We start from the raw sequence: 24,935 nt of genomic DNA, 5'->3' as shown, positions 1-24,935 counted from the left end.
CGCACCTTCTCCGCTCGCTGGAACGTGCAGTGCTCACTTCTCCAGAGGCCGCCACACGACGACCTGGTTGCTGCGCCGCACGCGAGTGCCAGCACGCAGCGAGACCACCTCGCCCTCGGATCCCGCCGCGAACACGCGGCGGCCAGGCCGGTTGAGCATCTCGTCGGCGAGCGCGCTCTCGAGCTCCCGCACCCGATCGCTGAGTCGGCTCACGTGGTTCTCGAGCTCCAGGATGCGGCGGATACCCTCCAGACTCACCCCTTCGGAGCCCAGCCGCGAGACCTCGCGCAGCTGAATGACGTCGCGCATCGAGTACCGGCGCGAGCGTCCCGCCGTGCGCTTCGGGCTCACCAGTCCGAGGCGGTCGTACTGACGCAGCGTCTGCGGATGCATGCCGGCCAGCTCGGCAGCCGCCGTGATCGCGAAGACGGGGGTCGTCTCATCCAATTCGACCATCGCCGTTCACCTCGCTCTCTGTTCGGTACCGCTCCTACCACACGGTCCGTGCCGTTCCGCGGCCGTCCGCATACTGCCTGCGTACGTGATCGCGCCGCCGCGGCGCGGTCGGCGCGCCGGTCAGCGCGCTGCCGCCCTCGCCTTCGAGAGCAGCTCCTCGCGCGGATTCTCTTCGGGCAGCGTCTCCTCGAAGGCGTGCAGCGCTTCCTCGCCCGCCTTCGTCAGGTGCGATGGGACGACGACCTGCACAACGGCCAGCAGGTCGCCGGTGCCGCTCTTGGTCGAAACGCCGCGTCCCTTGACGCGCAGCACGCGTCCGCTCGGCGTTCCGGGCGCAACCTTGAGCCGCACGGTGTCGCCGCTCAGCATCGGCACCTCGATGGTGGCGCCCAGCGTCGCCTCGGCGAACGTCACAGGCACCGTCACGCGCAGGTTGAGGCCGTCCCTTTCGAACACCGGATGCTTGCGCACCGACACGGTCAGGTAGAGGTCGCCGCGCTCGCCGCCATCCGGCGACGGTCGTCCCTTGCGTGGCACGCGGATGCGCTGCTTGTCCGAGACGCCGGCCGGGATCCGCACCTTCACCGTCTCGCCGTCCACAGTGAGGTGAACGGTCTCGCCGCTGACGGCGGTCTGGAAGTCGATCGTCGTGGATGCCGTGACATCCTGCCCCTGCGTCGGCCCGCCGTAGCCGCGGTAACCACCGGTCGACTGGCCGAAACGACCATTGCCGAAGAGGCCGCCGAGCAGGTCGTCGTACTGACCGTCGCCCTGCTGGAACGTGTACGACTGGCCACGGCCGCCCTGTCCGAACATGCCGCCGAAGACATCCTCGAAGCCGCCTGACCCCTGAGCGCCACCGGGGGCGGTGAAGCGGGCGCCGGATCCCATGGCCCGGATCTGGTCGTACTCCTTGCGCTCCTCCTCATCGGAGAGCACCGAATACGCCTCGCTGATCTCCTTGAACTTCGCCTCGGCCTTCGCGTCCCCGGGATTGGAATCCGGATGATACTGGCGCGCGAGCTTGCGATACGTCTTCTTCAGTTCGGATTGCGAGACGTCCTTGGAGACGCCGAGGACCTTGTAGAAGTCCTTGTCGAACCAGTCCTGACTGGCCACCCGGCACCCCCTTTCTGCTTCTGTTGCCTATGTTGACTTATCCGAGAGTCGTGTGCCCTCGCACTACTGGGGCGCGACACCAGCGCCGAAGCCATCTGGTGACCGACCGTCGAGACGACGGTCGGCGCTGGCGTCGCGGCAAGGGCCAGAAATGGCCCTTGCTCCAAGCTCCAAGCGCGCTACGCGGGAACCGCGACGACCACCTTGGCCGCGCGCACGAGCGTGGAGCCGAGCGTGTAGCCCACCTCCACCACGTCGATGATCGTGGGCTCGGTCACGTCGGGCGACGGCTGCTGGAAGATCGCCTCGTGCACGTTGTGGTCGAAGACCTCACCGGCCGCACCGAAGGGTGCGAGCCCGAGCTTCTCGGCCGCACCGCGCAGCTTGCCGGCGATCGTCGCGAACGGGCTGTCCCCGTCGAGGTCGCCGTGCTTCTCGGCACGGTCGAGGTCGTCGAGAACGGGCAGGATCGCCTTCGCCGTGTCGGCCACGGCACGCTCCCGCTCGACCTCGCGGTTCGCCTCGGTGCGCTTGCGGTAGTTCGCGTACTCCGCGGTCACCCGCTGGAGGTCGGCGAGCCGCTCGGCAGCGAGCTCGTCGGCGCTCGACTGGCCGGAGAGGAAAGCGAGGTCGGCGTCGGAAAGGGAGGTCTCGACATCCGGTCCCTCATAGCCCTCGCCGGTGTCGACCACCTGCTCGTGATCGAGGCGCTGCCCCGAGCCCGTCGAGGGGTCGGCGGCGGAGCCCTTCGACTCCGCCGCGTCGCTCTGCTCCGACCCGTCCGGCTGACGAACCTTTCCCGTTTCGGGGTCGATGCGCCGCTTGTCGCGGACCACCGGCTCCTCGTGTTCGTTCGATTCGTCGTTCTTCGCCATGACTACTTCTTCTCGTCCTCGTCGTCCACGACCTCGGCGTCAACGACGTCGTCATCAGACGACGACTCCGACTCCCCGGCGGGCTGTTCGCCCTGCGGAGCGGATGCGTCTGCCTGCGCCGACGCGTAGATCGCCTCGCCCAGCTTCTGCTGGCTCGCACTCAGCTTGTCGTATGCGGACTTCACGGCCTCGTCGTCGTCACCGGCGAGTGCGGACTTGAGCGCGTCGACGTCGCCCTGCACGTCATCCTTCACGTCGGACGGCAGCTTGTCCTCGTTGTCCTTGATGAGCTTCTCGATGGAGTAGACCATCTGCTCGGCGCTGTTGCGCACCTCGGCGGACTCACGACGCTTCTTGTCCTCTGCGGCGTGCTCCTCGGCCTCGCGGACCATGCGCTCGATGTCGTCCTTGGGCAGCGACGAGCCGCCGGTGATGGTCATCGACTGCTCCTTGCCGGTGCCCTTGTCCTTGGCGGACACGTGCACGATGCCGTTCGCGTCGATGTCGAAGGTGACCTCGACCTGCGGGATCCCTCGCGGCGCCGGCGCGATGCCGGTGAGCTCGAACGTGCCGAGCGGCTTGTTGTCGCGGGTGAACTCGCGCTCGCCCTGGAACACCTGGATCGCCACGGACGGCTGGTTGTCATCCGCGGTGGTGAAGGTCTCGCTGCGCTTGGTCGGGATGGCCGTGTTGCGCTCGATGAGCTTGGTCATGATGCCGCCCTTGGTCTCGATGCCGAGGCTCAGCGGGGTGACGTCGATGAGCAGAACGTCCTTGCGCTCGCCCTTCAGCACACCGGCCTGCAGGGCGGCACCGACTGCCACGACCTCATCGGGGTTGACGCCCTTGTTGGGGTCCTTGCCGCCGGTCTCCTGCTTCACGAGCTCGGAGACGGCAGGCATACGGGTCGAACCGCCGACCAGCACGACGTGGGCGATGTCGCCCACCTTGATGCCGGCCTCCTTGATGACGTCCTGGAACGGCTTCTTGGTGCGGTCGAGCAGGTCGCTCGTCATCTGCTCGAACTGAGCGCGCGTGAGCGTCTCGTCGAGGTTCGCGGGGCCGTTCTCGGTCAGCGACAGGTAGGGGAGCTGGATGCTCGTCGACATGCTCGACGAGAGCTCCTTCTTCGCCTGCTCGGCTGCTTCCTTCAGACGCTGCAGCGCGATCTTGTCGCCGGAGACGTCCACACCGGTGGTCTCCTTGAACTTCTTGATCAGCCACTCGACGACCCGCTGGTCCCAGTCGTCGCCGCCGAGCCGGTTGTCACCGGCGGTCGCACGCACCTGGATGGTGGAGAAGTCGTCGTCCTTGCCCACCTCGAGCAGCGAGACGTCGAACGTTCCGCCACCGAGGTCGAAGACCAGGATGAGCTCGTCTTCCTTGCCCTTGTCCAGACCGTACGCGAGCGCGGCCGCGGTCGGCTCGTTGATGATGCGGAGTACGTTGAGGCCCGCGATCTCGCCGGCCTCCTTGGTGGCCTGGCGCTCTGCGTCGTTGAAGTAGGCGGGGACGGTGATGACGGCATCCGTCACGGTGTCGCCCAGATACTGCTCGGCGTCCCGCTTGAGCTTCTGCAGGATGCGCGCGGAGATCTCCTGCGCGGTGTACTTCTTGCCGTCGATCTCCTGCGTCCAGTCGGTGCCCATGTGGCGCTTCACCGACGAGATCGTGCGGTCGACGTTGGTGACGGCCTGACGCTTCGCGGTCTCGCCGACGAGCACCTCGCCGTCCTTGGTGAACGCGACCACCGACGGGGTGGTGCGGAATCCCTCCGCGTTGGCGATGACGACGGGCTCGCCGCCCTCGAGCACGGCGACCACGGAGTTGGTCGTTCCGAGGTCGATACCTACTGCACGTGACATGTGTTGTTTCCCTTTCTTCGGGCGCACATCGGCGCACCCGTCTGGCCCGGTGCCTTCTGCACCCGCGGCCGAAGCCATGGAACGAGACCTTTCTTTCGGGCGTCGCGGCACGAAAGATAGTTGAGTCTCGCAGGCTCAACTTATGTCAGTGCCGGATGTCTGTCAAGCTCGGTCCGACAAAACTTGAGCGTACTCATATCAACTTTGAGACGGCGTCCGATATTCCGCTGGCAGCCGGATTCGGCGTGGCGGTCGCAGCCGAACCAGAGGCCGGCACACCCCGTTGTCCGTGCAGGCGTTGTCCGTTCACCCGTCATCCAGCACGGCTCCGCTGTCCCTTCGTGCCGCCGCGATGCCCGGGAGGCGACACGAAGGGCCAGCGGAAGCGGCGGGGCGGGCGGAATCCGCACCGTTCGCACGCCGGCGCTTGCGCCGTCCACGCCTTCCGCCTCAGTACAGCCCCCGCGTCGGATACCGCGTCGTCGCGGTCGCGGCGTTCGCGAGCGACTCGGTGCCGGCATCCAGGTAGCCGAAGGTGGTCACGTGTTCGCTGAACTTCTTCGCCAGCGCGGTCATGTCCGTGACCTCGGCGTAGGCGGCGGATGTCGGGTCGTTGTTCCAGTTCGAGTGCTTGATCGGCTCGTGGGCGGTCACCGGCAGGCGCCCGCCCGAGCCTTCGACGTGCAGGATCGTGGCACCGAACGACGGCGAGCGCGGATCCTGCCGAGTGAGGCGTCCCCACTGCGCCTGGGTGTCGCCGACCGCCTCCCCGGCGTAGACGTGTCCCGTGTGCAGGGCGCGGGCATCCCGGATGTCCGCCTCGATTCCCGCGGACCCGAGCATGACAAAGGCGTAGATGCCGAGCCCGCGTGCGGAGGCCAGCGCGTTCGCCGCCGTCGTCGTCCCGTAGGAGTGCGCGATGACGCTGAGGTCGATGCCGACTCCGCCGTCGCGGCTCGCACGGAATCCTCTGAGTGCTGTCACGAGCCTCGGCGCACCGCGTGCCGCGTAGCCGCCGAGCGCCGCGTCGATGCCGGGCGGCGGGGTGACGTAGCCGATCCACGCGACGACGGATCGATGCGCCGGTGCTCCCGCCTTGCCCTGCTCGTCGTAGACGTTCTGTGCCGCCTGCGCCCACAGCTGCATGTCGTCGGCATACGTTCCCATGCCGGGCACGTCGAACGTGACCTGCATCGCCTGGTCCGGATTCCCCACGGCCACCGCGGCGAGCGGCCGTGGTGCGGGTGTCAGCTCGACAAGGTATCGCTCGGGCGCGCGCTTGCCTGCGAGCGAGGCTTTCACCGCCTTGAGTGCACGCAAGCGGAATTGCGCGGTGGCGTCCTTCGGGCGAGCGGCGACGCGCTTCTTCGTCGCGGCGAGGGCACGGCCGAGGTAGAGCCGGTTCGCTGCGTCCCGGTCGACGTAGTCGACGCCCTCGAGGTTGCCGATCAGCTGCGGCGCATTGCGTACGGCGTCCTTGCGCTCCTGGGGCGTCGCGTCGTTCCACAGCTCGTCGACGTACGTGCTGTCCGAGTTGGCGAGATCTACTGCCGTCTCCGGATGCCTGCGCAGATACTCCTGCGCCTGTTTCGGTGGCATGCTCCACAGCTTCTGCAGCCCGTCGTCGACGAGCTGTCTGCCCGCGGCGGGAGCGGTCAGGATCGCCGTCACGGCGATGCCGGCCATGACGACGATTCCGACGGCTCGCCCCCAGCCGATCATGTGCCGAAGTCTAGGCGCGGCCGGACTGGAGCTCGTCAGCCCCGAACGGGGGCCTCAGCCCCCGCCGGCGTCACGGAAGTCGGTTCAGCGACGGCGCAGGAGACGTCGTCCGAATGCGGCAGCGATGAGCAGGGCGCCGGCTGCCAGGGCGAGCGCCGCGACGGCGATCGGAGCGACGGTGTCGGATCCGGTGGGTGCCAAGCAGGTCGGAGACGCGTCGGCATCCGTCGGGCAGGGAGTGGGGGTGGGCGTGGGCGACGGCGGCTCGGTGACCGTCAACGTCATCGGATCGCTGACCACGTCGTCGAAGAATCCGCTGGAAGCGACCAGGCGGTACTTCGTGCCGTTGTCGGCGGTGGTGGCGTCGACGGTGAGCGTCGTGGCGGTGGCACCCGCGACATCCGTCCAGGTGGCTCCGCCGTCGGTGCTGGACTGCCATTGCAGGGTCTGCCAGAAGTTGTTCGGCTCGACGGTGAACGTCGCGGTGTTCCCGGTCCGCACGCTCTGGTCGGCGACGCCCGTGAAGCCGGCGACGGTGGGCTTGTCGAAGACGAGCAGCCTGTCATCCGCGCCGCTGGTGACGAAGACCCGGGTGGCGTCGCCGTTCACCGAGTCCGGGCCTCCGTATGCCACGACCGACTCGACGTTGCCGCCGTACTGCATCTGTGCCTGCGCGCCGGTCGTGTAGTCGTAGGTGAAAACGCCCCCGGCCAGGCAGGAGACGTAGAGTCGCTGCCCTCCGGGAGTGACATCCATCAGTCGAGGGCCGCACGGCAGCGGCCCGGTATCGACCGCCGTGCTGCCCGGTGTGAACGCGGAGATGGATGCCGGACTTCCGTCATTTCCCGCATAGACGCGATCCTGCGGTGCGTTGTAGCCGACGCTCCACGTGTCGGGTGCGGTGACCACCCGGGTCCCGACCGTCATCGTGGCGGCGTCGATCGGGATGACGCCGCCCGTTCCGTCGTGCGCCGACGTGTAGACAGTTGTGCCTGCCGGGTCGACTGCGATGCCGCGGATCTGCGTTCCGGTGTTGGCCGTGGCGACGACGGCCAGCGTCGCGTCGTCGATCTTGTACACCGGATTGAACAGCCCTGCGGCGTACATGTATGCGCCGTTGGACTCGATGTCGATGATGCCTCCGCCCAGCCGGAGCTGAGTCGGCGCTGCCGTCAGATCGCCCGTCTGGTAGACGAGGATGCCCATGGGCGCCGGAGGATTCGCAGTGGGATCGTCGCCGTAGAAGCCGACCCACACCTGCGAGCCGTTCGGGCTGAGCTCGATGGTTCCCGGCTGCGTGTTCGCCGGATAGTCGAACTCGTCGAGCACGGCACCGCTCGCCACGTCGATGACCTGCATCGACGGGATCCCGCCGTCGCCGCGGTTGACGACGTAGGCGGTGGCGCCGTCGGCCGAGACGGCGACGTCGATCGGATACCGTCCCGTGCCGATCGTCGTGTAGGTCGACGCCGTCGACGCCTGCGCCGCAGGCACACCGACCGCGAGCGTCATCCCGAGCCCGGCGACCAGCGCGGCGGCACCGGCCGTGGCGGTCAGGAGCCCACGGATGCCTCGACCGCGTCGTCGTCTCACGCTGAATCACCCCTCGGCGCTCGGAATTATTCAGACTAATCACGTTCCGGCGTCGGCAACAGGGGCGCGCTTCTCGGGGTGATCCGCCGTGTTTGTGAGGCCGTGACTGATCTCGACCGTGAGAGCGCGATCATTGTTGTCGTCCGGGGGAGCGGTGACCCGCCGAAGTGCGTCATGCTGGTCATTGCAACGATTCGATCGACGACCCCTCCCGCCTCGCCCGAGGACGGGAATCACGATGAAGGAGCATCCCCATGGCTGCTGAGACAGCGTCCACCCCCTCCGTTCAGCTCTACTCGGTGCGCGACGCCATCGACGCCGACCTCGACGCCGCCGTCGCGCGCGTGGCCGAGATCGGCTTCCGCAACGTCGAGCCGTACGCCTTCCACCTGCGCACCGCGGACTACAAGCGCGCGTTCGCGGCCAACGGCATCAAGGCGCCCTCCGGCCACGCGCCCGTGATCGACTCGGATGACGCGGCCTCGATCTTCGCCGCCGCCGCCGAACTGGGCATGACCACTGTCATCGACCCGTTCATCCCGACGGACCGCTGGCAGACAGCGGACGACGTGCACCGCATCGCGGACCGCGTGAACGAGCTCACCGAGCAGGCCAAGGGCAACGGTCTCGAGTTCGGCTACCACAACCACCAGTGGGAGTTCACGAACAAGGTGGACGGCCGTCCGGTCTACGACCTGTTCGTCGAGCTTCTCGGCCCCGACACGGTGCTCGAGGTCGACACCTTCTGGGCCACGGTCGGCGGCGCCGACGCTCCTGCCGTGCTGCGTTCGCTCGGCGACCGGGTGCGCGCCCTGCACATCAAGGACGGCAAGATCGACGACGACATCCGCAACGTGCTGCCGAGCAGCGAGAGCGCACTGATCGTTCCGGAGGCGCTGAAGCGCGCGTTCGAGAACCAGACGCCCGCCGGGCAGGGCGACGTCGACGTGAAGGCCATCCTGCAGGCGGCACCCAACGCGCTGCGCGTCGTCGAGTTCGATGCCTACAGCGGTGACGTCGTCGAGGGCATCGCCCAGTCGCTGGCCTGGCTCGCCGAGAACGACAACTGACCCATCGCCCCGCTCCGAGAACAGCAACGATCGCGCTCTCAGCGCGAGAACAGCAGGAATCCTGCTGTTCTCGTCGACAGTTGCTGTTCTCGGAGCGGGGTAGCGGCGCGCGTCAGGCGGAGGCCGCGATCGACGCCCGCCGCGCGACGCCGCCGCTGCGCAGGAACTCCGCGACCGGAAGCGTCGCGGCGCCGAGCGCGACGGCATCCCGTCCGAGGGCGGCACGCACCACCTCGAGCCGCTGGAACGGACGCGTCAGCGCGTTGCGACCGATGGCCTCCCGGATGCGCGGCAGCACCCCCTCGGGCAGCGCATGTCCCAGCCATCCGCCGATCACGATCTTCTCCGGCGTGAACAGATTGACGAGGTTTCCGAGGCCAACGCCGAGGTACTCGACCAGCTCGCCGACGACCTCAGCGGCCGCAGGATCGGATGCCGCGCCCAACTCCGTGTCGGATGCCGCCCCGCCCAGGATCCCGACCATACGTTCCTCGACCTCCCACGGATTCGCCGCGCGCTCACGTCCCGTGAGGTAGTCGTAGCGCGCGACGATGGCATCCGCTCCCGCGTACGCCTCGAGGCATCCGCTGGCGCCGCAGACGCATTCGCGTCCACCTGCCACGACGGTGGTGTGGCCGAGCTCGCCGGCGAACGGGCGGGCGTCTGTGCCCGGCGTGGCCACGATGCTCGCGCCGACTCCCGCACCGAGCAGCACGATGATCGCGTTGTCGTTCTGCGCCGCCGCACCGAACCAGCGTTCGGCCTGCCCGAGGGTGTTCGCGCCGTTGTCGACGGCGAGCGGAAGGGCCGTGCGCTCGCGAAGCATCCGCTCGATCGGCAGGGCGCCCCAACCGATCGACTGGTCGTAGACGACGGCACCCTCACCCTCACCGTCACGCTCGACGAGGCCCGGCACCCCGACACCCACCCCGAGGATGTCGTCCGCGTCGACCCCGGATTCCGCCACGACCGCGTCGATGCCCGCGATCACGTGGTCGACGACCTCGTCACGATCCAGCCGCACGTTGCGGGTGCGGGAGCGGTGCGAGGCGAGCACGCGCATCCCGAGGTCGAAAAGCTCGACCCGCACCGTGGTCTCGCTCACATCGACGCCGATCACGTGACCGAAGCGCGGATCGATGTGGAACAGCCCGCGAGGGCGCCCGCCGTTGGACTCCTCGGATCCGACCTCGGCGACGCATCCGGTGCGCAGAAGGTCGCACATCACATTGGAGACGGTCGCAAGGCTCACGTGCGCAGCCCGCGCGATGCCCTGATAGGTGAGCGGACCGTGCAGGTACAGCTCCCACAGGGTGCGCGAACGATTGATCCTGCGGAGGTCGCGCACCGTTGTCGAGCGTGTTGACGGCATCCGGTCCACCTGACTGTCGTGGCCGCCAACATCACGACACGTCTCCGCAGCGACACACAGCCTGTTCCGCCCATCGTAGTGAGAGCGCGCCCATTGCCGGGACAGAGCGACAAGCGAGCCATCCGGCCGGCGTCCGCTTCGGTTAACCGGCGTGCGACGCGCATGTCATAGTGTGTCCGGCATGACCGACCACCCGACCGGCACCGGCAATGACGCCGCCGCCGGGGCCACCCAGTCCTCCACCACTCGCGCGACAACGGATGCCGCCGCCGGCGAGACCCTGCTCGTCGCGCCCGTCCCGCGGCGCAAGGTGCTCGCCTGGGCGCTGTACGACTGGGCCGGGTCCTCCTTCAACGCGGTGGCCACGACCTTCGTCTTCACCCGTTACCTGACCAGCTCGTCCTTCGGCGACACGGATGACCTCTCGAGCCAGCTCGGTCTCTGGCTCGGCCTCGCCGGCGTGCTGGTCGCCGTCACCGCGCCGATCACCGGCCAGCAGTCGGACGCAGGCGGCCACCGCAAGCGCTGGCTGGGGGTGTGGACGGGCATCACCGCCGTCGCGCTGCTCGCGATGGCCTTCGTCTTCCCTCAGCCGCAGTTCGCCGTGCTCGGATTCCTCGCCCTCAGCATCGGCACGATCGCAAGCGAGCTCGCCAACGTCAACTACTACGCCATGCTCACCCAGGTCTCCACGCCGAAGAACGTCGGTCGGATCAGCGGATTCGGCTGGGGCATGGGATATGTGGGCGGCATCATCCAGCTGCTCATCCTGCTGTTCGCCTTCATCAACCCCGAACTGCAGCTCGCCGGATTCGGGTATGTGCAGCTCTCGATGATCGTCTCCACCCTCTGGTACATCGTCTTCTCGCTGCCGGTGTTCTTCGCCCTCGGCGAGAACAGACAGCCGGTCGTGGGCGGCGTGAAGCGTGCGAGCATCATCGGCGCGTATGTCGAGCTCGGTCGCTCGGTCGCTCGGCTGTGGACCCGCAGCCGCAACACGGTGTGGTTCCTCATCGCGAGCGCCGTGTTCCGTGACGGCCTCGTCGGCATCTTCACGTTCGGCGGTGTCGTCGCATCCGGCTCCTTCGGCTTCTCGGCGAGCCTGGTCATCTACTTCGCCGTCGCCGCGAACCTGGTCGCCGGCATCGCGACGATCGCGACCGGGCCGCTGGACGACCGGTGGGGGCCACGACGTGTCATCATCACGTCGCTGATCGGCCTGCTGATCTCCGGCATCGCCGCCGTCGGCCTCGCACTCGGGATGTTCGATCCGGCCGCAGGCCCGATCAAGTCGAACGGCTCGCCGAGCGGCCTCGCACCGGAGTGGATCTTCTGGATCTTCGGCCTCTTCCTCTGCCTCTTCGTCGGACCCGCGCAGTCGGCGTCGCGGAGCTTCCTCGCGCGCATCATCCCGGCCGGCCACGAGGGCGAGGTGTTCGGCCTCTACGCGACCACCGGCCGGGCCGCGACGTTCCTTTCGCCGCTGCTCTTCACCGCTTTCATCGCGATCGGCGGCAGGCAGATCTGGGGCATCGCCGGCATCATGCTGGTCATCCTGGCTGGCCTCGTGCTCATGCTCTTCGTGCGAGCGCCTCAGGGCGACAAGCTCGACCTCAGTCACTGACTCCCGCGCTTCACGGCAACTCCTCGCGACGAGCTCAACCAGCGAAACGGTCCAGCCAGCTGTGCGCCAGCTCTACCGCTGGCTGAACTCGTCGGAATCAGTCCCTGAGCCGATGCTCACCCACTCGCCGCCTGAGCGCAGCGAGTCGCGCGCTGCGAGCGCCGTGCGCAGCGCCAGCACGGCGTCGCCGACGGGCGCCACCGTCGACGGGCGTGCGGATGCCACGCACTCCAGAAAGTGGGCAGCCTGCCGCGCGTAGGGGTTGGCTTCGACGGCATCGGCCAGGGCCTCGGTCTGGAGCGGATCCGCACTGCTGATCGCCAGGAGGCCGCCGTCTCCGATCACCTGCAACGAGGTCGCGAACGGGACGCTCTCCGGCATTCGGGCGTGACTGAGCACCTGGGCGAGGCCGCCGTCCGCGTATCGCACGGTCGTCTCGACGGGTCCGAGCGGATCCGACGCCGTCGCCCGCACGGCGACCGGCGTGCCGAGCAGCAGGTTCGCCTGGTCGAGGTCGTGGATGCCGACGTCCACGACCAGCCCGCCCGACTGGTTCTCGTCGTACCACCACGGCGTCCGCGGCGGCGCGATCATCCGCTCCGCCCGAACGTGCAGCGGATGCCCCACCTCGCCCCCGTCCACCCGCCGTCGCATCCGCTCGTATTCGGGGAAGAACCGCACGACGTGCGCCACCATCAGCACGCGGTCGCTCGCCTCCGCCTCTCGCGCGATGGCCTCGGCATCCTCGACGGACATCGCCATCGGCTTCTCGAGCAGCACGTGCTTGCGCGCCCGAAGCGCGGCTACGGCCAGCTCGCGGTGCGTGGGCGTCGGCGTGCAGATGGACACGATGTCCACTGCGGGGTCGGCGAGCGCGACGGCGACATCGGTCACGGCACGAGCATTCGGTGCGGCCTCGAGCGTTGCATCCGCTCGCCGTGAGACGAGGTACGACACCTCGGTGCCGGTGGCGCGCCAGGCGCCGGAGTGCGCGGCGCCGATCATGCCGGGGCCGATGATCGCGACTGTCATGACGGCATCCTGTCACCTGCCGAGGTGCTCCGGCCGACGCCGAGTCGGATGCAGGCTGGAGCGCGATCTTCGCGGTCTTCGCGCTCGTCACCGGACGCCACGAGGAGACGGTCCCCGCGCTACGGGCGCTGGATGTCGATCGGGTCCGTCGGCGTCTCATCCGGGTCGTACCGCGGAACCACCGTTGTCTCGTCTGGATCGTAGAGCGGCAACACCGCTGTGTCGTCCCAGTTCGCGGTGGTGCGACGCGACGGTTTCGAGTTCGCACGCTGCGCGTGGTGCTCCGGGCTTTCCTCCTGCATCGCCCCCGCTTCGTCGGCCCACCAGTCGGTATGCCCGCGCAGACCGGCTCGCTGGATCACACGCTGGATGGTCAGACCGCGCTGATCCGGCTTGCCGACGTAACGGATCTGCCGCAACCCCTGTGTCTGGGCCGCCGACTCGAACACGAAGTGCCCGTACCCCAGGATCCGCCCGATCAGTGGCTTGTCGACGGAGATGTCGAGGATGCGCGCGAGGGGCATCGTCGCGATGTGCTCGGAGAGGATGCCGTGAATGCGGAACACCCGCATGTTCGTGATGACGAAGTGGTCGCGTTTGCGGTCGAGCATCCGCCACGACGCGTGCACGATCCCGACGATGCCGACGATCACCAGAAGGATCCAGATCATCGTGGCGACGGCCGCGAGGATGAGCACGATGACCGCGGCCACCAGCTCCAGAGCCGGTCCGACCTGAGACGCCCAATGTTTGCGCACCTCGTCGATCACCACCTCGCCCTGATCCGAGATGAGGTGCTTGGCGGTGCGCGGATCGACGTCGGCCATCAACTCGCGAGAGCGGTGAAGAAGCTCACCACCGCCTGCCCGGCATCGAACACGGCGCCGATGGCGACCTGCACGGCGTTGGCCGCGTCCTGTGGGCGTGCGACGACATAGAAGACGGCGAAGGCGATGACCACGATGACGATGACACGCTTGACGATCTTCACAGGGGAATCCTTCCAGTCCACGTCAGCGAAGCGATCCCCCCAGATGCCATGCCTTGCCGTTTCTACCGTGGACGCGGCCGTTCCGCCACCAGACACGCGCGCCGGAGCCGAAACCGGGCTCGCTCAGTGCGCTCAGCAACCCATGAGCTCGCCCAATGAGCCTGAAGCGGCATGTCGGGGGTGGGGCTCGTCGTTGGAACGATCGGCTGCCCGTCAGGCTATGCGTGTGCCTTCGAGGTGCTCGACGAGCGTCCAGGTCGCACCCTCGTCGTCGCTCACCCATCCGTCGAACTCGTAATGGTCGTCGGAGATGGCGCTGAAGTTCCAGCGGATCGGCCGCTCGTCGTTCTGCGTGCCGTCCTGGCGGATCCCGTCGCGCCATCCCTGGGCGACCAGGTTCGCGTACTGGTTGTTCGCGGGGGAGAAGTAGCTCACCCGCACGATGCCCGCCGCCGGATCGTACACGCGCACCGCGACCGCGACCGTCAGCGGGCCATCCTGGGTGCGGATGACCTCGATGTCCTCGATGGCGCGCCCGCCCATGACCCACGACACCAACCAGGTGAAGTCACGATCGACCCAGGCGCCGTCCTCGTCGAGACGACGTCCGACGACCCGCCACGAACCCACGAGCTGTCCGAAGCGAGTCATCCGGTTCGGATGCTCCGGCGCCACCGCGCTGCTGATCAGCGCACCGGCGAAGTCCGGCGCTGCGGGTTCAGGTGCTGCCGCGAGATCCGGCTGTTCGCCCATGATCGTCACCCCCGGTTCACGGTGTCGGATGCCGCTGCCTGGCCGACCGGGACCTCGTGCGCGTCGCGCGAGGCGGCCACCTGCTCAGCGGGGGTCTCTCCGACCGTCGTGCCGCTGACATCCGTGCGGTGGAAGTTGAGGTAGGAACGGGATGCCGTCGGCCCCCGCTGGCCCTGATAGCGCGAGCTGTACGCGGCCGATCCATACGGCTTCTCGGCCGGCGACGACAGCTGGAAGAAGCACATCTGCCCGATCTTCATGCCGGGCCACAGCTTGATCGGGAGCGTCGCCACGTTGCTGAGTTCGAGTGTGACGTGCCCTGTGAAGCCGGGATCGATGAAGCCGGCGGTCGAGTGCGTGAGCAGGCCGAGCCGCCCGAGCGAGCTCTTGCCCTCGAGCCGAGCCGCGATATCGTCGGGCAGCGTCACCCGCTCGAACGTCGAGCCGAGCGCGAACTCGCCAGGGTGCAGGATGAACGGCTGGTCGCCGTCCACCTCCACCAGGTGCGTCAGTTCCGGCTGATCCTCCGACGGATCGATGAACGCGTATTTGTGGTTGTCGAACAGGCGGAAGAAGCGGTCGAGGCGCACGTCGATGCTCGACGGCTGGATCATCGCGGGCTCGTATGGCTCCAGCGCGATGCGTCCGGCGTCGAGTTCGGCCGTGATGTCGCGATCGGAGAGCAGCACGTCGCCAGACTACCGGCTGAGGGTTTCGGGAGGAGACGCCGTCGCCGGCTGAGGGTTTCGGGAGGAGACGCCGTCGCCGGTTGAGGCTGTCGAAACCGGCACCGCGAGGCCCTCCGATCGGCTGGCTTGTACAGACTCCACCAGTGGCGCGGACTCGACCATTGCCGCATCGCGCCCCCGTACTCTTGTCGCATGCGCACGGAGCGGGGCCTGGACCGGCTGGTCTTCTTTACGGATGCCGTTTCCGCGATCGCCATCACCCTGCTGATCCTGCCGCTCGTCGACTCCGCTGCCGAGGCTGCGACGCACAAGCTCAGTGCGGCCCAGTTCATCGGCGGCAACCTCGACCAGCTGTTGGCTTCCTTCTGAGCTTCGCCGTCATCGCCCGGCTCTGGGCCGCCCACCACTCCATGTTCGAGCACGTCGCCTCGTACGACCGCTCGCTCCTCGTGCTCAGCCTGTTCTGGGCGCTGACCATCGTGTTCCTGCCGCTGCCGACGGAGATGCTGTCGCAGTTCCGGACCACCCCGACCACGGTCGCGTGGTACATCGGAACGATGCTGCTGAGCAGCATCGCGCTGCTGCTTCTGGCAGTCACGATCAGACGGCACCCGGAGATCGCCCGTGAGGACAATCCGATTTCGGGGCGGAGCATCTTCAGTGTGAGCGCGAACGCGGTGTCGTTCCTGCTGGCATTCGTCGTCGGTGTCTTCATCCCGGCGGTCAACTTCTTCGCACTGCTCCTCGTCATCCTGGCGACGCCCGCCACCTGGGTGTACGACCGCGTTGTCGCGCGACGGCCAGCAATGGAGACGCGGGCGGGGTCGCGACCCGAGTCGTGACATCCGTCATCCACACTCGCGGGCGGGTCGGCCTAGCGTGAAGGGATGGACGAGGCGGTGGACACCCGCGACCGCTGGCGGTCCCGCACCCTGCCCGCGCTGCGCGGCACGGTGCTCGACGTCGGCGCCGGCACCGGAGTCGCCGCAGACCTGCTCGACGCGTCGGTGACGTGGATCGCCCTCGAGCCTGCGCGCTACGCGCGTGCCGAGCTCTCCGCACGAGTCGCCGCGCGCCACGGCTCCCGGTACCTCCCCGACCGCGCCGAGTCCATCCCGCTCGACGACGGATCAGTGGATGCCGCGATCGCCTCGACCGTGCTCTGCTCCGTCCGCGATCAGCGCGCGACGCTCGCCGAGGTGCTGCGCGTGCTGCGCCCGGGCGGAACGCTCGTGTTCTACGAGCACGTCATCGGATCCCGCGGCAGCTGGACCCGCTTCCTGCAGCGTGCTTACGCACCGCTCTCCCGGATCATCGACGACGGATGCGACCCCGCCCGCGACACGGAATCAGCGATCCGCGCCGCTGGCTTCGCCTCCGTGCGGGTGCGCGCGTTCGAGACCCCGGGGATCCTGGGTACGGTCGAGCCGCACATCGAGGGAGTCGCGGTGCGGTGAGAGCGTTGCCGACACCGTCGGTCCGCTACGATTGGGGATGCCGTCGGCGACGTCGGCATGCCGATGTAGTTCAATGGCAGAACTTCTGCTTCCCAAGCAGACAGCGCGGGTTCGATTCCCGTCATCGGCTCCACTGAATGACGAACGCGGCCCCGCCATGTTGGCGGCAGCCGCGTCCCGCGTCGCGTACTACTTCTTCGGCGACTGGTCCTGACTCGCTGCGTGGTGGATCCCATCCGCTGCCGAGCCCATTGCGTGACTCACCGTGTCGGTGACGTCGTTGATCTTCTTCTCGACGGAGTCGACGACTCGATCCGTCACATTCTTGGTGCCTTCGGCACTCTTCTTCAGGCTCTCGCCGGCGGTCATGATGACCTTCTCTCGTAGACCTCCGACCGTACGCGCCGAACCTGGGTTCGCCCGGTGTGGCAGCAACGCCTCGAGATCACTTCTTGCGCGTTGCGCGACGGACGATCCCGATGATCACGGTGGCGACGAAGAGGATGATCCCGATGATGGCCAACCAGATGAGGCCTTTGATCGCGAACCCCACCACAGCGAGAATCGCCCAAATCACAAGGAGCACGATCAACAAGATCAACATGTGCCCACCGTACTCCCCGTGTCCGCAGTTCCATCGTCGCGCGCAGTTGCACGCGTACGCGTCGCGGCGAGATCCTGCGGAGCGTCCGGACATCCCACTCCTGTTGAGCTTCCCGGACCCGTCTCACCTGCCGATGTCGTGGCGATCCGTGCTCGATTAGGCTCACATCCTGGGCGGCCGGGACGCCGTTCACGTGCCGATCGGGGGAAGAGATGATCGACGCAGCCGGCGAGGCAACGGGCCTCACGACGGCCGAGGTCGCGCAGCGCGTCGCCGACGGGCGCACGAACGCGTACGTGGACGCCACCAGTCGGTCCGCGTGGAGCATCATCCGGGCGAACGTCTTCACGCTGTTCAACGGCATCATCGTCGCGTGCTTCGCGGTGCTGCTCATCCTTGGGCGATGGCAGGACGCCCTCTTCGGCCTGAGCGCGATCGCCAACACGATCATCGGATCCGTGCAGGAGTTCCGCGCCAAGGCGGCGCTCGACAAGCTGGCGCTGCTGCACGCGCCGACTGCCCGTGTGATGCGCGGCGGGGAACTGCGCGAGGTGACGATCGCGGAGGTCGTGCTCGACGACATCCTCGTGCTCCGCGCCGGCGATCAGATCGCCGCCGACGGCGAGGTGCTCGAGTCGTCGCGGCTGCAGGCTGACGAGTCGATGCTGACCGGCGAATCGGATGCCGTCGACAAGCTGCCCGAAGACGAGGTGCTGAGCGGTTCGATCGTGGTCGGCGGTGAGGGTGTCGCACGCGTCACCCGGGTGGGCGCGGACTCGTTCGCGAACAAGCTGGCCAGTGAGGCGAAGCGGTTCTCGCTCGTCGCCAGCGAGCTTCGGCGATCCGTGGACAAGGTCCTCAAGTTCCAGGCGTGGATCATCGGACCGGTCGCCCTACTGGTGCTCAACGCGCAGATGTTCGTGTTCGGCGGCTGGCAGCAGGCGATCCAGAGCGGCGAATGGCGGCAGGCCGCTGTGAACGCCATCGCCGCCGTGATCGCGATGATCCCGCTCGGCCTCGTGCTCATGACGAGCATCGCCTTCGCGGTCGGCGCCGTGAAGCTCGCGGCCCGCCAGGTGCTCGTGCAGGAGCTGCCGGCGGTGGAGGGGCTCGCCCGGGTCGACGTGATCTGCCTCGACAAGACGGGCACGCTCACCGAGGGCGAGATCGTGTTCGACGACGCGCATCCGGTGACAGAGGCAGCGCCGGAAGGCTGGAACGACGTGCTCGCCTGGTACGGCGCGGAGCCCGACGCGAACGCGACGGCAAGGTGCCTGACCGCGGCCTACGCAGTCGACGTCGCGCTCGAACCTGCCGGTCGGATTCCGTTCTCGTCCGCGCGCAAGTGGAGCGCCGTCTCGTTCGAGTCGGAAGCCAGCGGCACCTGGGTTCTCGGCGGACCCGAGATGGTGTTCAAAGATGCGGATCACGCGGGTCTGCGAGCGCAGTCGGCGCAGCTGGCGGCATCCGGACGACGCACTCTCGTGCTGGGCTACGCGCCGTCGCCGCTGACCGCGACCGAGATCGAGGACGAGACACTTCCGTCCAACGTCGTGCCGGTCACGCTGCTCACGTTCCGCGAGAGTGTGCGTCCCGACGCCATGGAGACCCTCGGCTACTTCGCGTCGCAGGGCGTGGCCGTGAAGATCATCTCCGGCGACAACCCGCAGACCGTCGCAGCCATCGCCCGCGAGGTCGGGCTGGATGCCGACACCGGCTTCGACGCCCGCGAGCTGCCCGATGACGAGCACGCCCTCGCCGCCGCTCTGGAGGAGCACACCGTGTTCGGGCGCGTGACTCCGAACCAGAAGAAGGCGATCGTGCAGGCGCTCAAGTCCAAGGGGCACACGGTCGCCATGACCGGGGACGGCGTCAACGACGCTCTCGCCATCAAGGAGGCGGACATCGGCATCGCGATGGAATCCGGATCCGCCGCCACGAAGGCCGTCGCCCGCATCGTGCTGCTCGACGGCAAGTTCGAGCACCTCCCGGGCGTCGTCGCCGAGGGACGCCAGGTGATCGCGAACATTGAGCGCGTCTCGATGCTGTTCCTCACCAAGACCTCGTACGCGACGGTGCTCGCCATCGTGTTCGGGCTCAGCATCATGCAGTTCCCGTTCCTGCCGCGCCAGCTGTCGGTGATCGACGGGCTGACGATCGGCATCCCGGCGTTCTTCCTGGCGCTCATGCCGAACGTTCGACGCTACATCCCCGGATTCCTGCGCCGCTCGCTGAGCTTCGCGATCCCCGCCGGCGTCATCGTCGGTCTCGTGCTCTGGTGGTATTCGTGGGCGGCGACGGGCGCCGGCATCGAGCAGGACGAGTTGCGGACGGGATCCACGCTCATCCTCACGATCGTCGGCCTCTGGGTGCTGGTCGTGCTGTCGCGTCCGATCGACGGCTGGAAGATCGTGATCGTCGGCGCCATGATGATCGGGCTCATCCTCGTCTACGCGGTGCCGTTCGCCCGCCAGTTCCTCGGGCTCGTGGATCCGTCGCTCACGGACACCGTCCTCGTGATCGGGATGTCCGTCGTCGCCATCGTCGGGATCGAGGTGGTGCGATTCGTCCACCGCCGCTACGTGCGCAGGCATGGCGGCACAGGGGACTACTGAAGCGCCAGCTCGAGGCCCGGTTACAGGCCGGTGCTGCGGGATGCGGCATCCCGCTCGCTGATGTGGGCGAAGTAGCGGCCCGTACGTCCGACCCAGAGCACAACAGTGGTCAGCACGGCGACGACCATCAGCACGATCTCGAACCAGTACGACGTGCCGTCGATGATCAGCGACAGCACCGCAAGCAGGAACTCGACCGCCATCGCAACGGTGACCAACACGCGCGCGTAGTGCTTGCCCCGCGTGAGTGCCGATGCAAGCGCGATCACGAACAGGCCGAACAGGATCACGATCGCCCCCGTCAGCGTCACCGCGAACGATCCCCCGAGCAGCCCGTTGTCGACCGCGTACCGCAGCAGGATGAACAGGATGCCCACGACGATCGCGATGAACCCCGCCACGTACGTGAGCACCACGATCGCGATCAGCTCGGCGGGCGGACGATGGCGACGTCGACCGGATGCCGCACCCGAGGCATCCGCGGACCGGCCGGCCGGCGTTCGGTTGGTCATGGTGTCACCTTATGGGCTGACAGAGTTCGGGCCGGCACACCGTGTATTCGGCCGAATGGGCGGCGTGCCGGCCAGGCCCCGCCGCATCGGAGTGGCGGGCGGACCCCTTCAACTGTCGGGTGGGGTCCAGGAGGCACCGACGACCAGACGGTCGTTCGCAGCGCCACGCTCCTGACGACGAAACCCACGATCCTGCCGCGGAAAAGGAGAGCCAGTGGGCGCGGTTGCGGCCCCCGCGGCATCCGCGCCCCTGGCATTCCCACATGAACCCAGCGCTGAGGCGAGCCCCCCGGCAACATGCCCTCTGCGCACGTGACTCATGACCCCCATCTTGCACCCGTTATCGGGCTGTGACCAGGGTCCATTCCGGGTGAAAACCTGGCATTCGGGCTTGCTGCTGCCCCAATCCGGGTGACGATCGGGAGTCGACGCGGTGCAAGGTAACGGCGGATATCGATCCGCTCAGTGTCCGCTGAGCTTCACGGCGATCTGTCACCGGCGGTGCTTACGGTGTACCTCTCGACGCCGACGGGGGCTGGCTTCAGCGAGGTCTCCGAACGAGCAGCGAGCCGCAACGGCAGACGTCGGAGCGGCTCGGACCGAGACGAAGAGGAGGATCCCGTGTCGGATGCCCGTGCACTCCGTCCGCCCCGAACTCCGCGCGCGCCGCTGCGCGTCGGGGTGTTCACTCGCGGCCGCCTGAGACGCCTTGCCGTGAGGGATGCCCGTGCCGGCGTGCCCCGCGCCGCCTACGAAGCCGAGCCGGTCAGCGATCCCACCCCCACCGTCCAGGCCCTGCAGGCGCACGCCGCCACCTACGCTCAGCGCGAGGGACAGCGGTTCTTCACCGATGTGCGTGCCCAGTGGACCGAGAACGAGGCCCTCGTGGAGACGATCGGACGCGAGCAGCACGAGTACACGGAACGCGCGGCCGCCATGCAGCACGAACCCGCTGAGGTGCTGCAGGATGCCACGTCGCCGGCTCACGAGGATCTGCGCCGCCTCGAGCGCCGCATCCAGCGCGACCACCGCAGGTCGGCCCACCTCAAGGCGCTGATCCACACGCGGTTCACGGTGGCGCGGCTGCGCGCCCGCCGATACTTCGACTACTCGGACGAGAAGGTGGCGATCTACTGGGGCACGCTGCGGCGCAAACATCCGGCGGCGGAGAACATCGCGGATCGTCCGCCCGTGCTGACCCGTCCTGCGTGGCTGACGGTCGACGACAGTCACCGGGCGCTCGAGCTGTGGCACGGCACCGACCTGTTCGCGGCGCTGGAGCAGCACGCACCGTGAGCTCCCGGAGCGAGCTCTGGTGCGAGGGCATGGACAGGTTTCAGCAAACAGCAGGGCAGCCGACGCAGGCTGCCGAAGGGGGCCGGTCGGGGCATCCGATCGGGGCAAGGAGGAACCATGTCGGCTCGTGACCGAATGGGAGCCGTCGTCGCCGTGGTCGACACCCACGACGCGTTCGGCCTGGAAACCGTGGCATACCGTCTGCCGAAGGTGAGTGCTCTGTCGCGCAGACTGCGATGGCGGCTCTGGCGCATGCGCAAGTCGCTCGACGTCGAGACGCTCGATGTCTTCGAGCACGAGCTCGATGCGTTCGAGCGGGCGGGACTCGCCGAACTCGCCAGGCAGCGCACTCGCCACGAGTCGACCTGCGAAGCGCTGCAGACCATCGCGAAGGCGCGGATCGAGCTCGTGAACGGTGCGCTGCGCACGGCGAGCGCCGATGTGGCCAAGGCCGAGGCGGACGCCGCGATGCTCGAACGCAAGCTCGCCGACCGCGATCCGCAGTTCCACAGCTACGCCTAGCGCGGCTGCGCCGCTCATTGGCTCAAGACTCAAGGGGGATGCCATGGCTCGCGACATCGTCATGAAGCCGCCGCGGAGTGGTCCGCGGCTCGGACGGCTCTCGCCGTTCGTGCACGTTCTCGTCTACGTGCTCCTCGTCGGCATGATCGCCGTCGACTACTATCTGCTGTCTCAGACGCTGACCCTGCTCTTGCGCAACGACAGCCAGTACGGATCCATCGGCGCCATGATGTACATCATCACGGCAGGCATCTCGGCCGCGATCGTCACCATCCCGCACCTGGTGGCCGTGCTGATCCGCCGCATCGAGAGCGGCATCACGACGCGCGGCTGGGTCGCCGTTGTCATCGGACTAGGCATCCTCTGGGCTGCCATCCTGATCACCGTCACGCTCGCCAGGATCAAGGCCGGCATCGACACCCAGAACTCCGGCGGGCTCTCCGGGCTGGTCGGATCCGGTCAGGCGTCCACGACTTCAGGCTTCTCGTGGACGGCGCCCGACACGATCATGGCGTTCCTCATGCTCGGCGTGCTGGTGACCTCCGGATTCTTGAGCTTCGTGGCCGCGTGGCTCACGACCCGTCCGCTGGTCACCGCCGTCGAGCGGGGGTGGCACCGCGTGCAGCGTGCACGGCAGTACCGCGATCGCCTCGTCGCCGAGCAGGTCAAGGCAGCGGATGCCGTGGCCCAGCAGGCCGTGCAAGACGCCGCGGACCTGCAGCGATACACCCTCGCCCAGGCGATGCTCCGCGCCCAGCTCGAGGAGCTGCGGGCGCAGCTCGCGACGACACTCGCGGAGCGCCTGCGGGATCCGCAGGGCACCAGCCAGATCATCCACGAGCTGCAGCTGCGGCGGGATCCGCCATCCCCCGCGTCCGCCGAGTGACGACCCGCCACCACCGAAAGGAACCTGCTACGTGAGATCCCCGATCCGCTTCGTCGCTCCCGCTGTGGCGGCGTGCCTCGTCACCGTCGCCCTCGCCGCGTGCTCGTCGTCACCCACCTCGGGACCGTGCAGCCAGGCGGACAAGCGGAACCTGGGCGTCGTCGCCGGGAGCACGGCGAACGAGCCGGCGATGCAGCTGCCGGCATCCGCGGCGGATCAGCTGAAGGCGACGGGGGCCAGCAACGGGAGCGTCACGATCGTGATCCCGTCCGGCACGCCGGAGGCGCGCGGGACCACGCTTCTGGGGTCGACGGCCAACGACGACATCGTGTGCAAGAGCGACCAGCGCAACAAGCTCGCCCAAGTGACGGACTACATCGACGCGCTCAAGGCGTCCAAACCCGAGGTCGACTTCCTCGACGCCATCGATCAGGCCGCGCGCAATCTCGGCACGAACTCGATGGGCGTGCTGGTCGTCGGCAACGGGCTGCAGACCGTCGATCCGCTGAACTTCGCCGTGAAGGGGCTGCTCTCCGCTGACCCGCAGCAGGTGGCATCCGATCTGAAGTCCAAGGGCGAGTTGCCGACGGACCTGAACGGGGTGACGGTCTACTGGTCGGGCCTCGGCGACGTCGCCGGCTCGCAGCAGCCACTGACGATCACGGCGCGCAGCAACCTGGAGTCCATCTGGGCGGCGATCATCAAGGCGGCGGGCGGCACGCTGTCCGTGCTGCCGGAGCCCGCATCCGGATCCGCCGCAGACTCCCTGCCGACCGTGACAGCGGTGCCCGTCCCGGCCGCCGCCACGAAGACCGACTGGACGCAGCCCATCGTCGTGCGCGACAGCGACCTGCTGTTCGTCAAGGACACCGCCACTTTCTCGGATCCGACCGCCGCCTCCAAGGTGCTCGAAGCGCTCGTTCCGTCGATCGAGCAGAACGGCCAGGTCGTCACGATCACGGGCACGGCATCCAAGGACCAAGCGACCAGCAACACCGCAGACCTCGCGCTCTCCCGACAACGAGCGGATGCCGTCAAGCAGGCGCTCACATCACTCGGTGTGCCGGCGTCGCTGCTTGCGACGGCGGGTGTCGGGCACGAGTGGTGCGGCTTCAAGCCAGAGACGGATGCCACCGGCGCCTACTCGGATGCCCTCGCGGAACAGAACCGCACGGTCATCCTCACCTCGCCCGGCGTCTCGCTCTGCGGCTGAGCCGCGGCGCAACCGCTGGTCGAGGCACTGGATTCGATGAGTCCGACCGGCGGGAGACGGGATCAGGCGTCGGAGGGTCGTTGCGGTGGCCGGAAGTGGTCTCCGCTTTCAGCTCCGGCGCACATCCCACAGGTGGTGCACCGGGTCGTGGATGAAGTACCGCGCAAGCGACTCCACGGTGAAGACCGATCCGTCGCTGCGGCGGCCCGACCGACCGAGCACGGCATCCGGAACCGCGTCCCAGGCATCCGCGATCGCCAGGCCCGCTTCACGCAGCTGTACTGCGACGGTGGCCGGATCCTGCTCGCCGTAGCGCTCGGCGACTGCGGTGGCGTCCTGATCCCAGTTCTCGAACTCGGGGTCGTCCTCGCGCAGGAGGAGCTGGAGCCTCCCGCTCATCACGCCGAACACGTCGCGCACGTGCGCTGCATACTCCAGCGGCGACCACGTCGCGTCGTTCGGACGAACGCGCACATCGTCACGCTCGAGCACGGGCATCCAGGCGGCAACGTTCTCCCTGGTGAGCCGCGGGATGTCGCGGAACGGCACGGTACTGGCGTCGAATCCGCACTCGGGGCAGGGGCGCTCGAGCACCCAGGTCCAGCTCTTGGTTTCGGGGACGATCGGCATGGGATCGACGATAGTGCCCAGCGGATCGGCATCCGTCCG

Annotated in this window: 26 protein-coding genes and 1 tRNA gene; 11 read left to right on the top strand and 16 right to left on the bottom strand. The window is 68.0% G+C overall.

Annotated elements, in window-relative coordinates; translation table 11 throughout:
- Nucleotides 1–33: 33 nt before the first annotated feature.
- From ACX9R5_RS03810 to ACX9R5_RS03785, 6 genes are all read right to left on the bottom strand, one after another.
- Nucleotides 34–456, bottom strand: coding sequence for a heat shock protein transcriptional repressor HspR (locus tag ACX9R5_RS03810; RefSeq protein WP_459407665.1), 423 nt, complete (start codon nt 454–456; stop codon nt 34–36).
- Between the two features lie 120 nt (nt 457–576).
- A complete protein-coding gene (locus ACX9R5_RS03805; RefSeq protein WP_459407664.1) occupies nt 577–1,575 on the bottom strand; it encodes a DnaJ C-terminal domain-containing protein in 999 nt (332 codons plus the stop codon).
- A gap of 179 nt (nt 1,576–1,754) precedes the next feature.
- Nucleotides 1,755–2,450 carry a nucleotide exchange factor GrpE gene (locus ACX9R5_RS03800; RefSeq protein WP_459407663.1) on the bottom strand — a complete coding sequence of 232 codons (696 nt, stop codon included), beginning with the start codon at nt 2,448–2,450 and terminating at the stop codon, nt 1,755–1,757.
- 2 nt (nt 2,451–2,452) lie between these two features.
- Entirely contained in the window at nt 2,453–4,315 is a 1,863-nt protein-coding gene (gene dnaK, locus ACX9R5_RS03795) for a molecular chaperone DnaK (protein ID WP_459407662.1), read from the bottom strand.
- A gap of 450 nt (nt 4,316–4,765) precedes the next feature.
- The gene (locus ACX9R5_RS03790; RefSeq protein ID WP_459407661.1) at nt 4,766–6,037 is read right to left on the bottom strand and encodes an alpha/beta hydrolase; all 1,272 of its coding nucleotides are present in this window, start codon (nt 6,035–6,037) and stop codon (nt 4,766–4,768) included.
- A gap of 84 nt (nt 6,038–6,121) precedes the next feature.
- Entirely contained in the window at nt 6,122–7,630 is a 1,509-nt protein-coding gene (locus tag ACX9R5_RS03785; protein ID WP_459407660.1) for a hypothetical protein, read from the bottom strand.
- Between the two features lie 254 nt (nt 7,631–7,884).
- On the opposite strand from ACX9R5_RS03785, the gene ACX9R5_RS03780 reads away from it, so the two are divergent.
- Nucleotides 7,885–8,700: a sugar phosphate isomerase/epimerase family protein gene (locus ACX9R5_RS03780; protein WP_459407659.1), complete on the top strand. Its 816-nt coding sequence runs from the start codon at nt 7,885–7,887 to the stop codon at nt 8,698–8,700.
- 112 nt (nt 8,701–8,812) lie between these two features.
- On the opposite strand, the gene ACX9R5_RS03775 is transcribed toward ACX9R5_RS03780, so the two are convergent.
- A complete protein-coding gene (locus ACX9R5_RS03775; RefSeq protein ID WP_459407658.1) occupies nt 8,813–10,072 on the bottom strand; it encodes an ROK family protein in 1,260 nt (419 codons plus the stop codon).
- A 181-nt stretch (nt 10,073–10,253) separates the two neighbouring features.
- Here ACX9R5_RS03775 and ACX9R5_RS03770 point away from each other — a divergent pair, with 181 nt between their 5' ends.
- Complete coding sequence (locus ACX9R5_RS03770) at nt 10,254–11,696, top strand: MFS transporter (RefSeq protein ID WP_459407657.1); 1,443 nt, start codon at nt 10,254–10,256, stop codon at nt 11,694–11,696.
- A 72-nt stretch (nt 11,697–11,768) separates the two neighbouring features.
- Here the strand turns inward: ACX9R5_RS03770 and ACX9R5_RS03765 are convergent, their stop codons facing one another.
- The 5 genes from ACX9R5_RS03765 to dcd form a co-directional block, all read right to left on the bottom strand.
- Nucleotides 11,769–12,728, bottom strand: a complete 960-nt coding sequence (locus ACX9R5_RS03765; protein WP_459407656.1) for a Gfo/Idh/MocA family protein — start codon at nt 12,726–12,728, stop codon at nt 11,769–11,771.
- 119 nt (nt 12,729–12,847) lie between these two features.
- Nucleotides 12,848–13,555 carry a PH domain-containing protein gene (locus ACX9R5_RS03760; protein ID WP_459407655.1) on the bottom strand — a complete coding sequence of 236 codons (708 nt, stop codon included), beginning with the start codon at nt 13,553–13,555 and terminating at the stop codon, nt 12,848–12,850.
- A complete protein-coding gene (locus tag ACX9R5_RS03755) occupies nt 13,555–13,719 on the bottom strand; it encodes a hypothetical protein (protein ID WP_459407654.1) in 165 nt (54 codons plus the stop codon). Before ACX9R5_RS03755 ends, ACX9R5_RS03760 begins: the two co-directional genes overlap by 1 nt.
- Before the next feature lie 213 nt (nt 13,720–13,932).
- On the bottom strand, nt 13,933–14,472 hold the full coding sequence (locus ACX9R5_RS03750; RefSeq protein WP_459407653.1) for a hypothetical protein: 540 nt from the start codon (nt 14,470–14,472) through the stop codon (nt 13,933–13,935).
- 5 nt (nt 14,473–14,477) lie between these two features.
- Complete coding sequence (dcd, locus tag ACX9R5_RS03745; protein WP_459407652.1) at nt 14,478–15,161, bottom strand: dCTP deaminase; 684 nt, start codon at nt 15,159–15,161, stop codon at nt 14,478–14,480.
- Between the two features lie 192 nt (nt 15,162–15,353).
- On the opposite strand from dcd, the gene ACX9R5_RS03740 reads away from it, so the two are divergent.
- From ACX9R5_RS03740 to ACX9R5_RS03725, 4 genes are all read left to right on the top strand, one after another.
- Complete coding sequence (locus ACX9R5_RS03740; RefSeq protein ID WP_459407651.1) at nt 15,354–15,530, top strand: TMEM175 family protein; 177 nt, start codon at nt 15,354–15,356, stop codon at nt 15,528–15,530.
- 41 nt (nt 15,531–15,571) lie between these two features.
- Nucleotides 15,572–16,003 carry a hypothetical protein gene (locus tag ACX9R5_RS03735; protein ID WP_459407650.1) on the top strand — a complete coding sequence of 144 codons (432 nt, stop codon included), beginning with the start codon at nt 15,572–15,574 and terminating at the stop codon, nt 16,001–16,003.
- A gap of 45 nt (nt 16,004–16,048) precedes the next feature.
- Nucleotides 16,049–16,618 (top strand): class I SAM-dependent methyltransferase, encoded by a 570-nt coding sequence (locus tag ACX9R5_RS03730; protein ID WP_459407649.1) that lies wholly within the window; start codon nt 16,049–16,051, stop codon nt 16,616–16,618.
- Nucleotides 16,619–16,677: 59 nt separating this feature from the next.
- Nucleotides 16,678–16,751, top strand: a tRNA-Gly gene (locus ACX9R5_RS03725).
- Between the two features lie 56 nt (nt 16,752–16,807).
- Here ACX9R5_RS03725 and ACX9R5_RS03720 read toward each other — a convergent pair.
- On the bottom strand, nt 16,808–16,987 hold the full coding sequence (locus ACX9R5_RS03720; RefSeq protein ID WP_459407648.1) for a hypothetical protein: 180 nt from the start codon (nt 16,985–16,987) through the stop codon (nt 16,808–16,810).
- Between the two features lie 76 nt (nt 16,988–17,063).
- Complete coding sequence (locus ACX9R5_RS03715) at nt 17,064–17,222, bottom strand: hypothetical protein (RefSeq protein WP_459407647.1); 159 nt, start codon at nt 17,220–17,222, stop codon at nt 17,064–17,066.
- A gap of 212 nt (nt 17,223–17,434) precedes the next feature.
- Here ACX9R5_RS03715 and ACX9R5_RS03710 point away from each other — a divergent pair, with 212 nt between their 5' ends.
- Nucleotides 17,435–19,837, top strand: coding sequence for a cation-translocating P-type ATPase (locus ACX9R5_RS03710; protein ID WP_459407646.1), 2,403 nt, complete (start codon nt 17,435–17,437; stop codon nt 19,835–19,837).
- Nucleotides 19,838–19,857: 20 nt separating this feature from the next.
- Here ACX9R5_RS03710 and ACX9R5_RS03705 read toward each other — a convergent pair whose 3' ends face one another.
- Nucleotides 19,858–20,349 (bottom strand): hypothetical protein, encoded by a 492-nt coding sequence (locus ACX9R5_RS03705; protein WP_459407645.1) that lies wholly within the window; start codon nt 20,347–20,349, stop codon nt 19,858–19,860.
- Nucleotides 20,350–20,970: 621 nt separating this feature from the next.
- Here ACX9R5_RS03705 and ACX9R5_RS03700 point away from each other — a divergent pair.
- The 4 genes from ACX9R5_RS03700 to ACX9R5_RS03685 all read left to right on the top strand — a co-directional run bounded on the left by ACX9R5_RS03700 (nt 20,971) and on the right by ACX9R5_RS03685 (nt 24,266).
- Nucleotides 20,971–21,645, top strand: coding sequence for a hypothetical protein (locus ACX9R5_RS03700; RefSeq protein WP_459407644.1), 675 nt, complete (start codon nt 20,971–20,973; stop codon nt 21,643–21,645).
- Between the two features lie 117 nt (nt 21,646–21,762).
- A complete protein-coding gene (locus ACX9R5_RS03695; RefSeq protein ID WP_459407643.1) occupies nt 21,763–22,167 on the top strand; it encodes a hypothetical protein in 405 nt (134 codons plus the stop codon).
- Between the two features lie 43 nt (nt 22,168–22,210).
- Nucleotides 22,211–23,053, top strand: coding sequence for a hypothetical protein (locus tag ACX9R5_RS03690; protein ID WP_459407642.1), 843 nt, complete (start codon nt 22,211–22,213; stop codon nt 23,051–23,053).
- A 31-nt stretch (nt 23,054–23,084) separates the two neighbouring features.
- Complete coding sequence (locus tag ACX9R5_RS03685) at nt 23,085–24,266, top strand: OmpA family protein (protein ID WP_459407641.1); 1,182 nt, start codon at nt 23,085–23,087, stop codon at nt 24,264–24,266.
- 108 nt (nt 24,267–24,374) lie between these two features.
- Here the strand turns inward: ACX9R5_RS03685 and ACX9R5_RS03680 are convergent, their stop codons facing one another.
- Entirely contained in the window at nt 24,375–24,896 is a 522-nt protein-coding gene (locus tag ACX9R5_RS03680) for a DinB family protein (RefSeq protein ID WP_459407640.1), read from the bottom strand.
- Between the last annotated feature and the right edge of the window lie 39 nt (nt 24,897–24,935).

The organism is Rathayibacter sp. CAU 1779 (genome assembly GCF_054551755.1).
This window is presented reverse-complemented; position numbering and strand designations above follow the sequence as displayed.

Excerpts from the sequence above, each read along its gene's own strand:
- ACX9R5_RS03680 (WP_459407640.1), bottom strand. The coding sequence starts at position 24,896 with ATGCCGATCGTCCCCGAAACCAAGAGCTGGACCTGGGTGCTCGAGCGC.
- ACX9R5_RS03695 (WP_459407643.1), top strand. The coding sequence starts at position 21,763 with ATGTCGGCTCGTGACCGAATGGGAGCCGTCGTCGCCGTGGTCGACACC.
- ACX9R5_RS03790 (WP_459407661.1), bottom strand. The coding sequence starts at position 6,037 with ATGATCGGCTGGGGGCGAGCCGTCGGAATCGTCGTCATGGCCGGCATC.
- ACX9R5_RS03720 (WP_459407648.1), bottom strand. The coding sequence starts at position 16,987 with ATGACCGCCGGCGAGAGCCTGAAGAAGAGTGCCGAAGGCACCAAGAAT.
- ACX9R5_RS03765 (WP_459407656.1), bottom strand. The coding sequence starts at position 12,728 with ATGACAGTCGCGATCATCGGCCCCGGCATGATCGGCGCCGCGCACTCC.
- ACX9R5_RS03690 (WP_459407642.1), top strand. The coding sequence starts at position 22,211 with ATGGCTCGCGACATCGTCATGAAGCCGCCGCGGAGTGGTCCGCGGCTC.
- ACX9R5_RS03735 (WP_459407650.1), top strand. The coding sequence starts at position 15,572 with ATGTTCGAGCACGTCGCCTCGTACGACCGCTCGCTCCTCGTGCTCAGC.
- ACX9R5_RS03775 (WP_459407658.1), bottom strand. The coding sequence starts at position 10,072 with ATGCCGTCAACACGCTCGACAACGGTGCGCGACCTCCGCAGGATCAAT.
- ACX9R5_RS03710 (WP_459407646.1), top strand. The coding sequence starts at position 17,435 with ATGATCGACGCAGCCGGCGAGGCAACGGGCCTCACGACGGCCGAGGTC.
- ACX9R5_RS03740 (WP_459407651.1), top strand. The coding sequence starts at position 15,354 with ATGCGCACGGAGCGGGGCCTGGACCGGCTGGTCTTCTTTACGGATGCC.
- ACX9R5_RS03780 (WP_459407659.1), top strand. The coding sequence starts at position 7,885 with ATGGCTGCTGAGACAGCGTCCACCCCCTCCGTTCAGCTCTACTCGGTG.
- ACX9R5_RS03810 (WP_459407665.1), bottom strand. The coding sequence starts at position 456 with ATGGTCGAATTGGATGAGACGACCCCCGTCTTCGCGATCACGGCGGCT.
- ACX9R5_RS03800 (WP_459407663.1), bottom strand. The coding sequence starts at position 2,450 with ATGGCGAAGAACGACGAATCGAACGAACACGAGGAGCCGGTGGTCCGC.
- ACX9R5_RS03715 (WP_459407647.1), bottom strand. The coding sequence starts at position 17,222 with ATGTTGATCTTGTTGATCGTGCTCCTTGTGATTTGGGCGATTCTCGCT.
- ACX9R5_RS03705 (WP_459407645.1), bottom strand. The coding sequence starts at position 20,349 with ATGACCAACCGAACGCCGGCCGGCCGGTCCGCGGATGCCTCGGGTGCG.
- ACX9R5_RS03760 (WP_459407655.1), bottom strand. The coding sequence starts at position 13,555 with ATGGCCGACGTCGATCCGCGCACCGCCAAGCACCTCATCTCGGATCAG.
- ACX9R5_RS03730 (WP_459407649.1), top strand. The coding sequence starts at position 16,049 with ATGGACGAGGCGGTGGACACCCGCGACCGCTGGCGGTCCCGCACCCTG.
- ACX9R5_RS03750 (WP_459407653.1), bottom strand. The coding sequence starts at position 14,472 with ATGGGCGAACAGCCGGATCTCGCGGCAGCACCTGAACCCGCAGCGCCG.
- dnaK (WP_459407662.1), bottom strand. The coding sequence starts at position 4,315 with ATGTCACGTGCAGTAGGTATCGACCTCGGAACGACCAACTCCGTGGTC.
- ACX9R5_RS03770 (WP_459407657.1), top strand. The coding sequence starts at position 10,254 with ATGACCGACCACCCGACCGGCACCGGCAATGACGCCGCCGCCGGGGCC.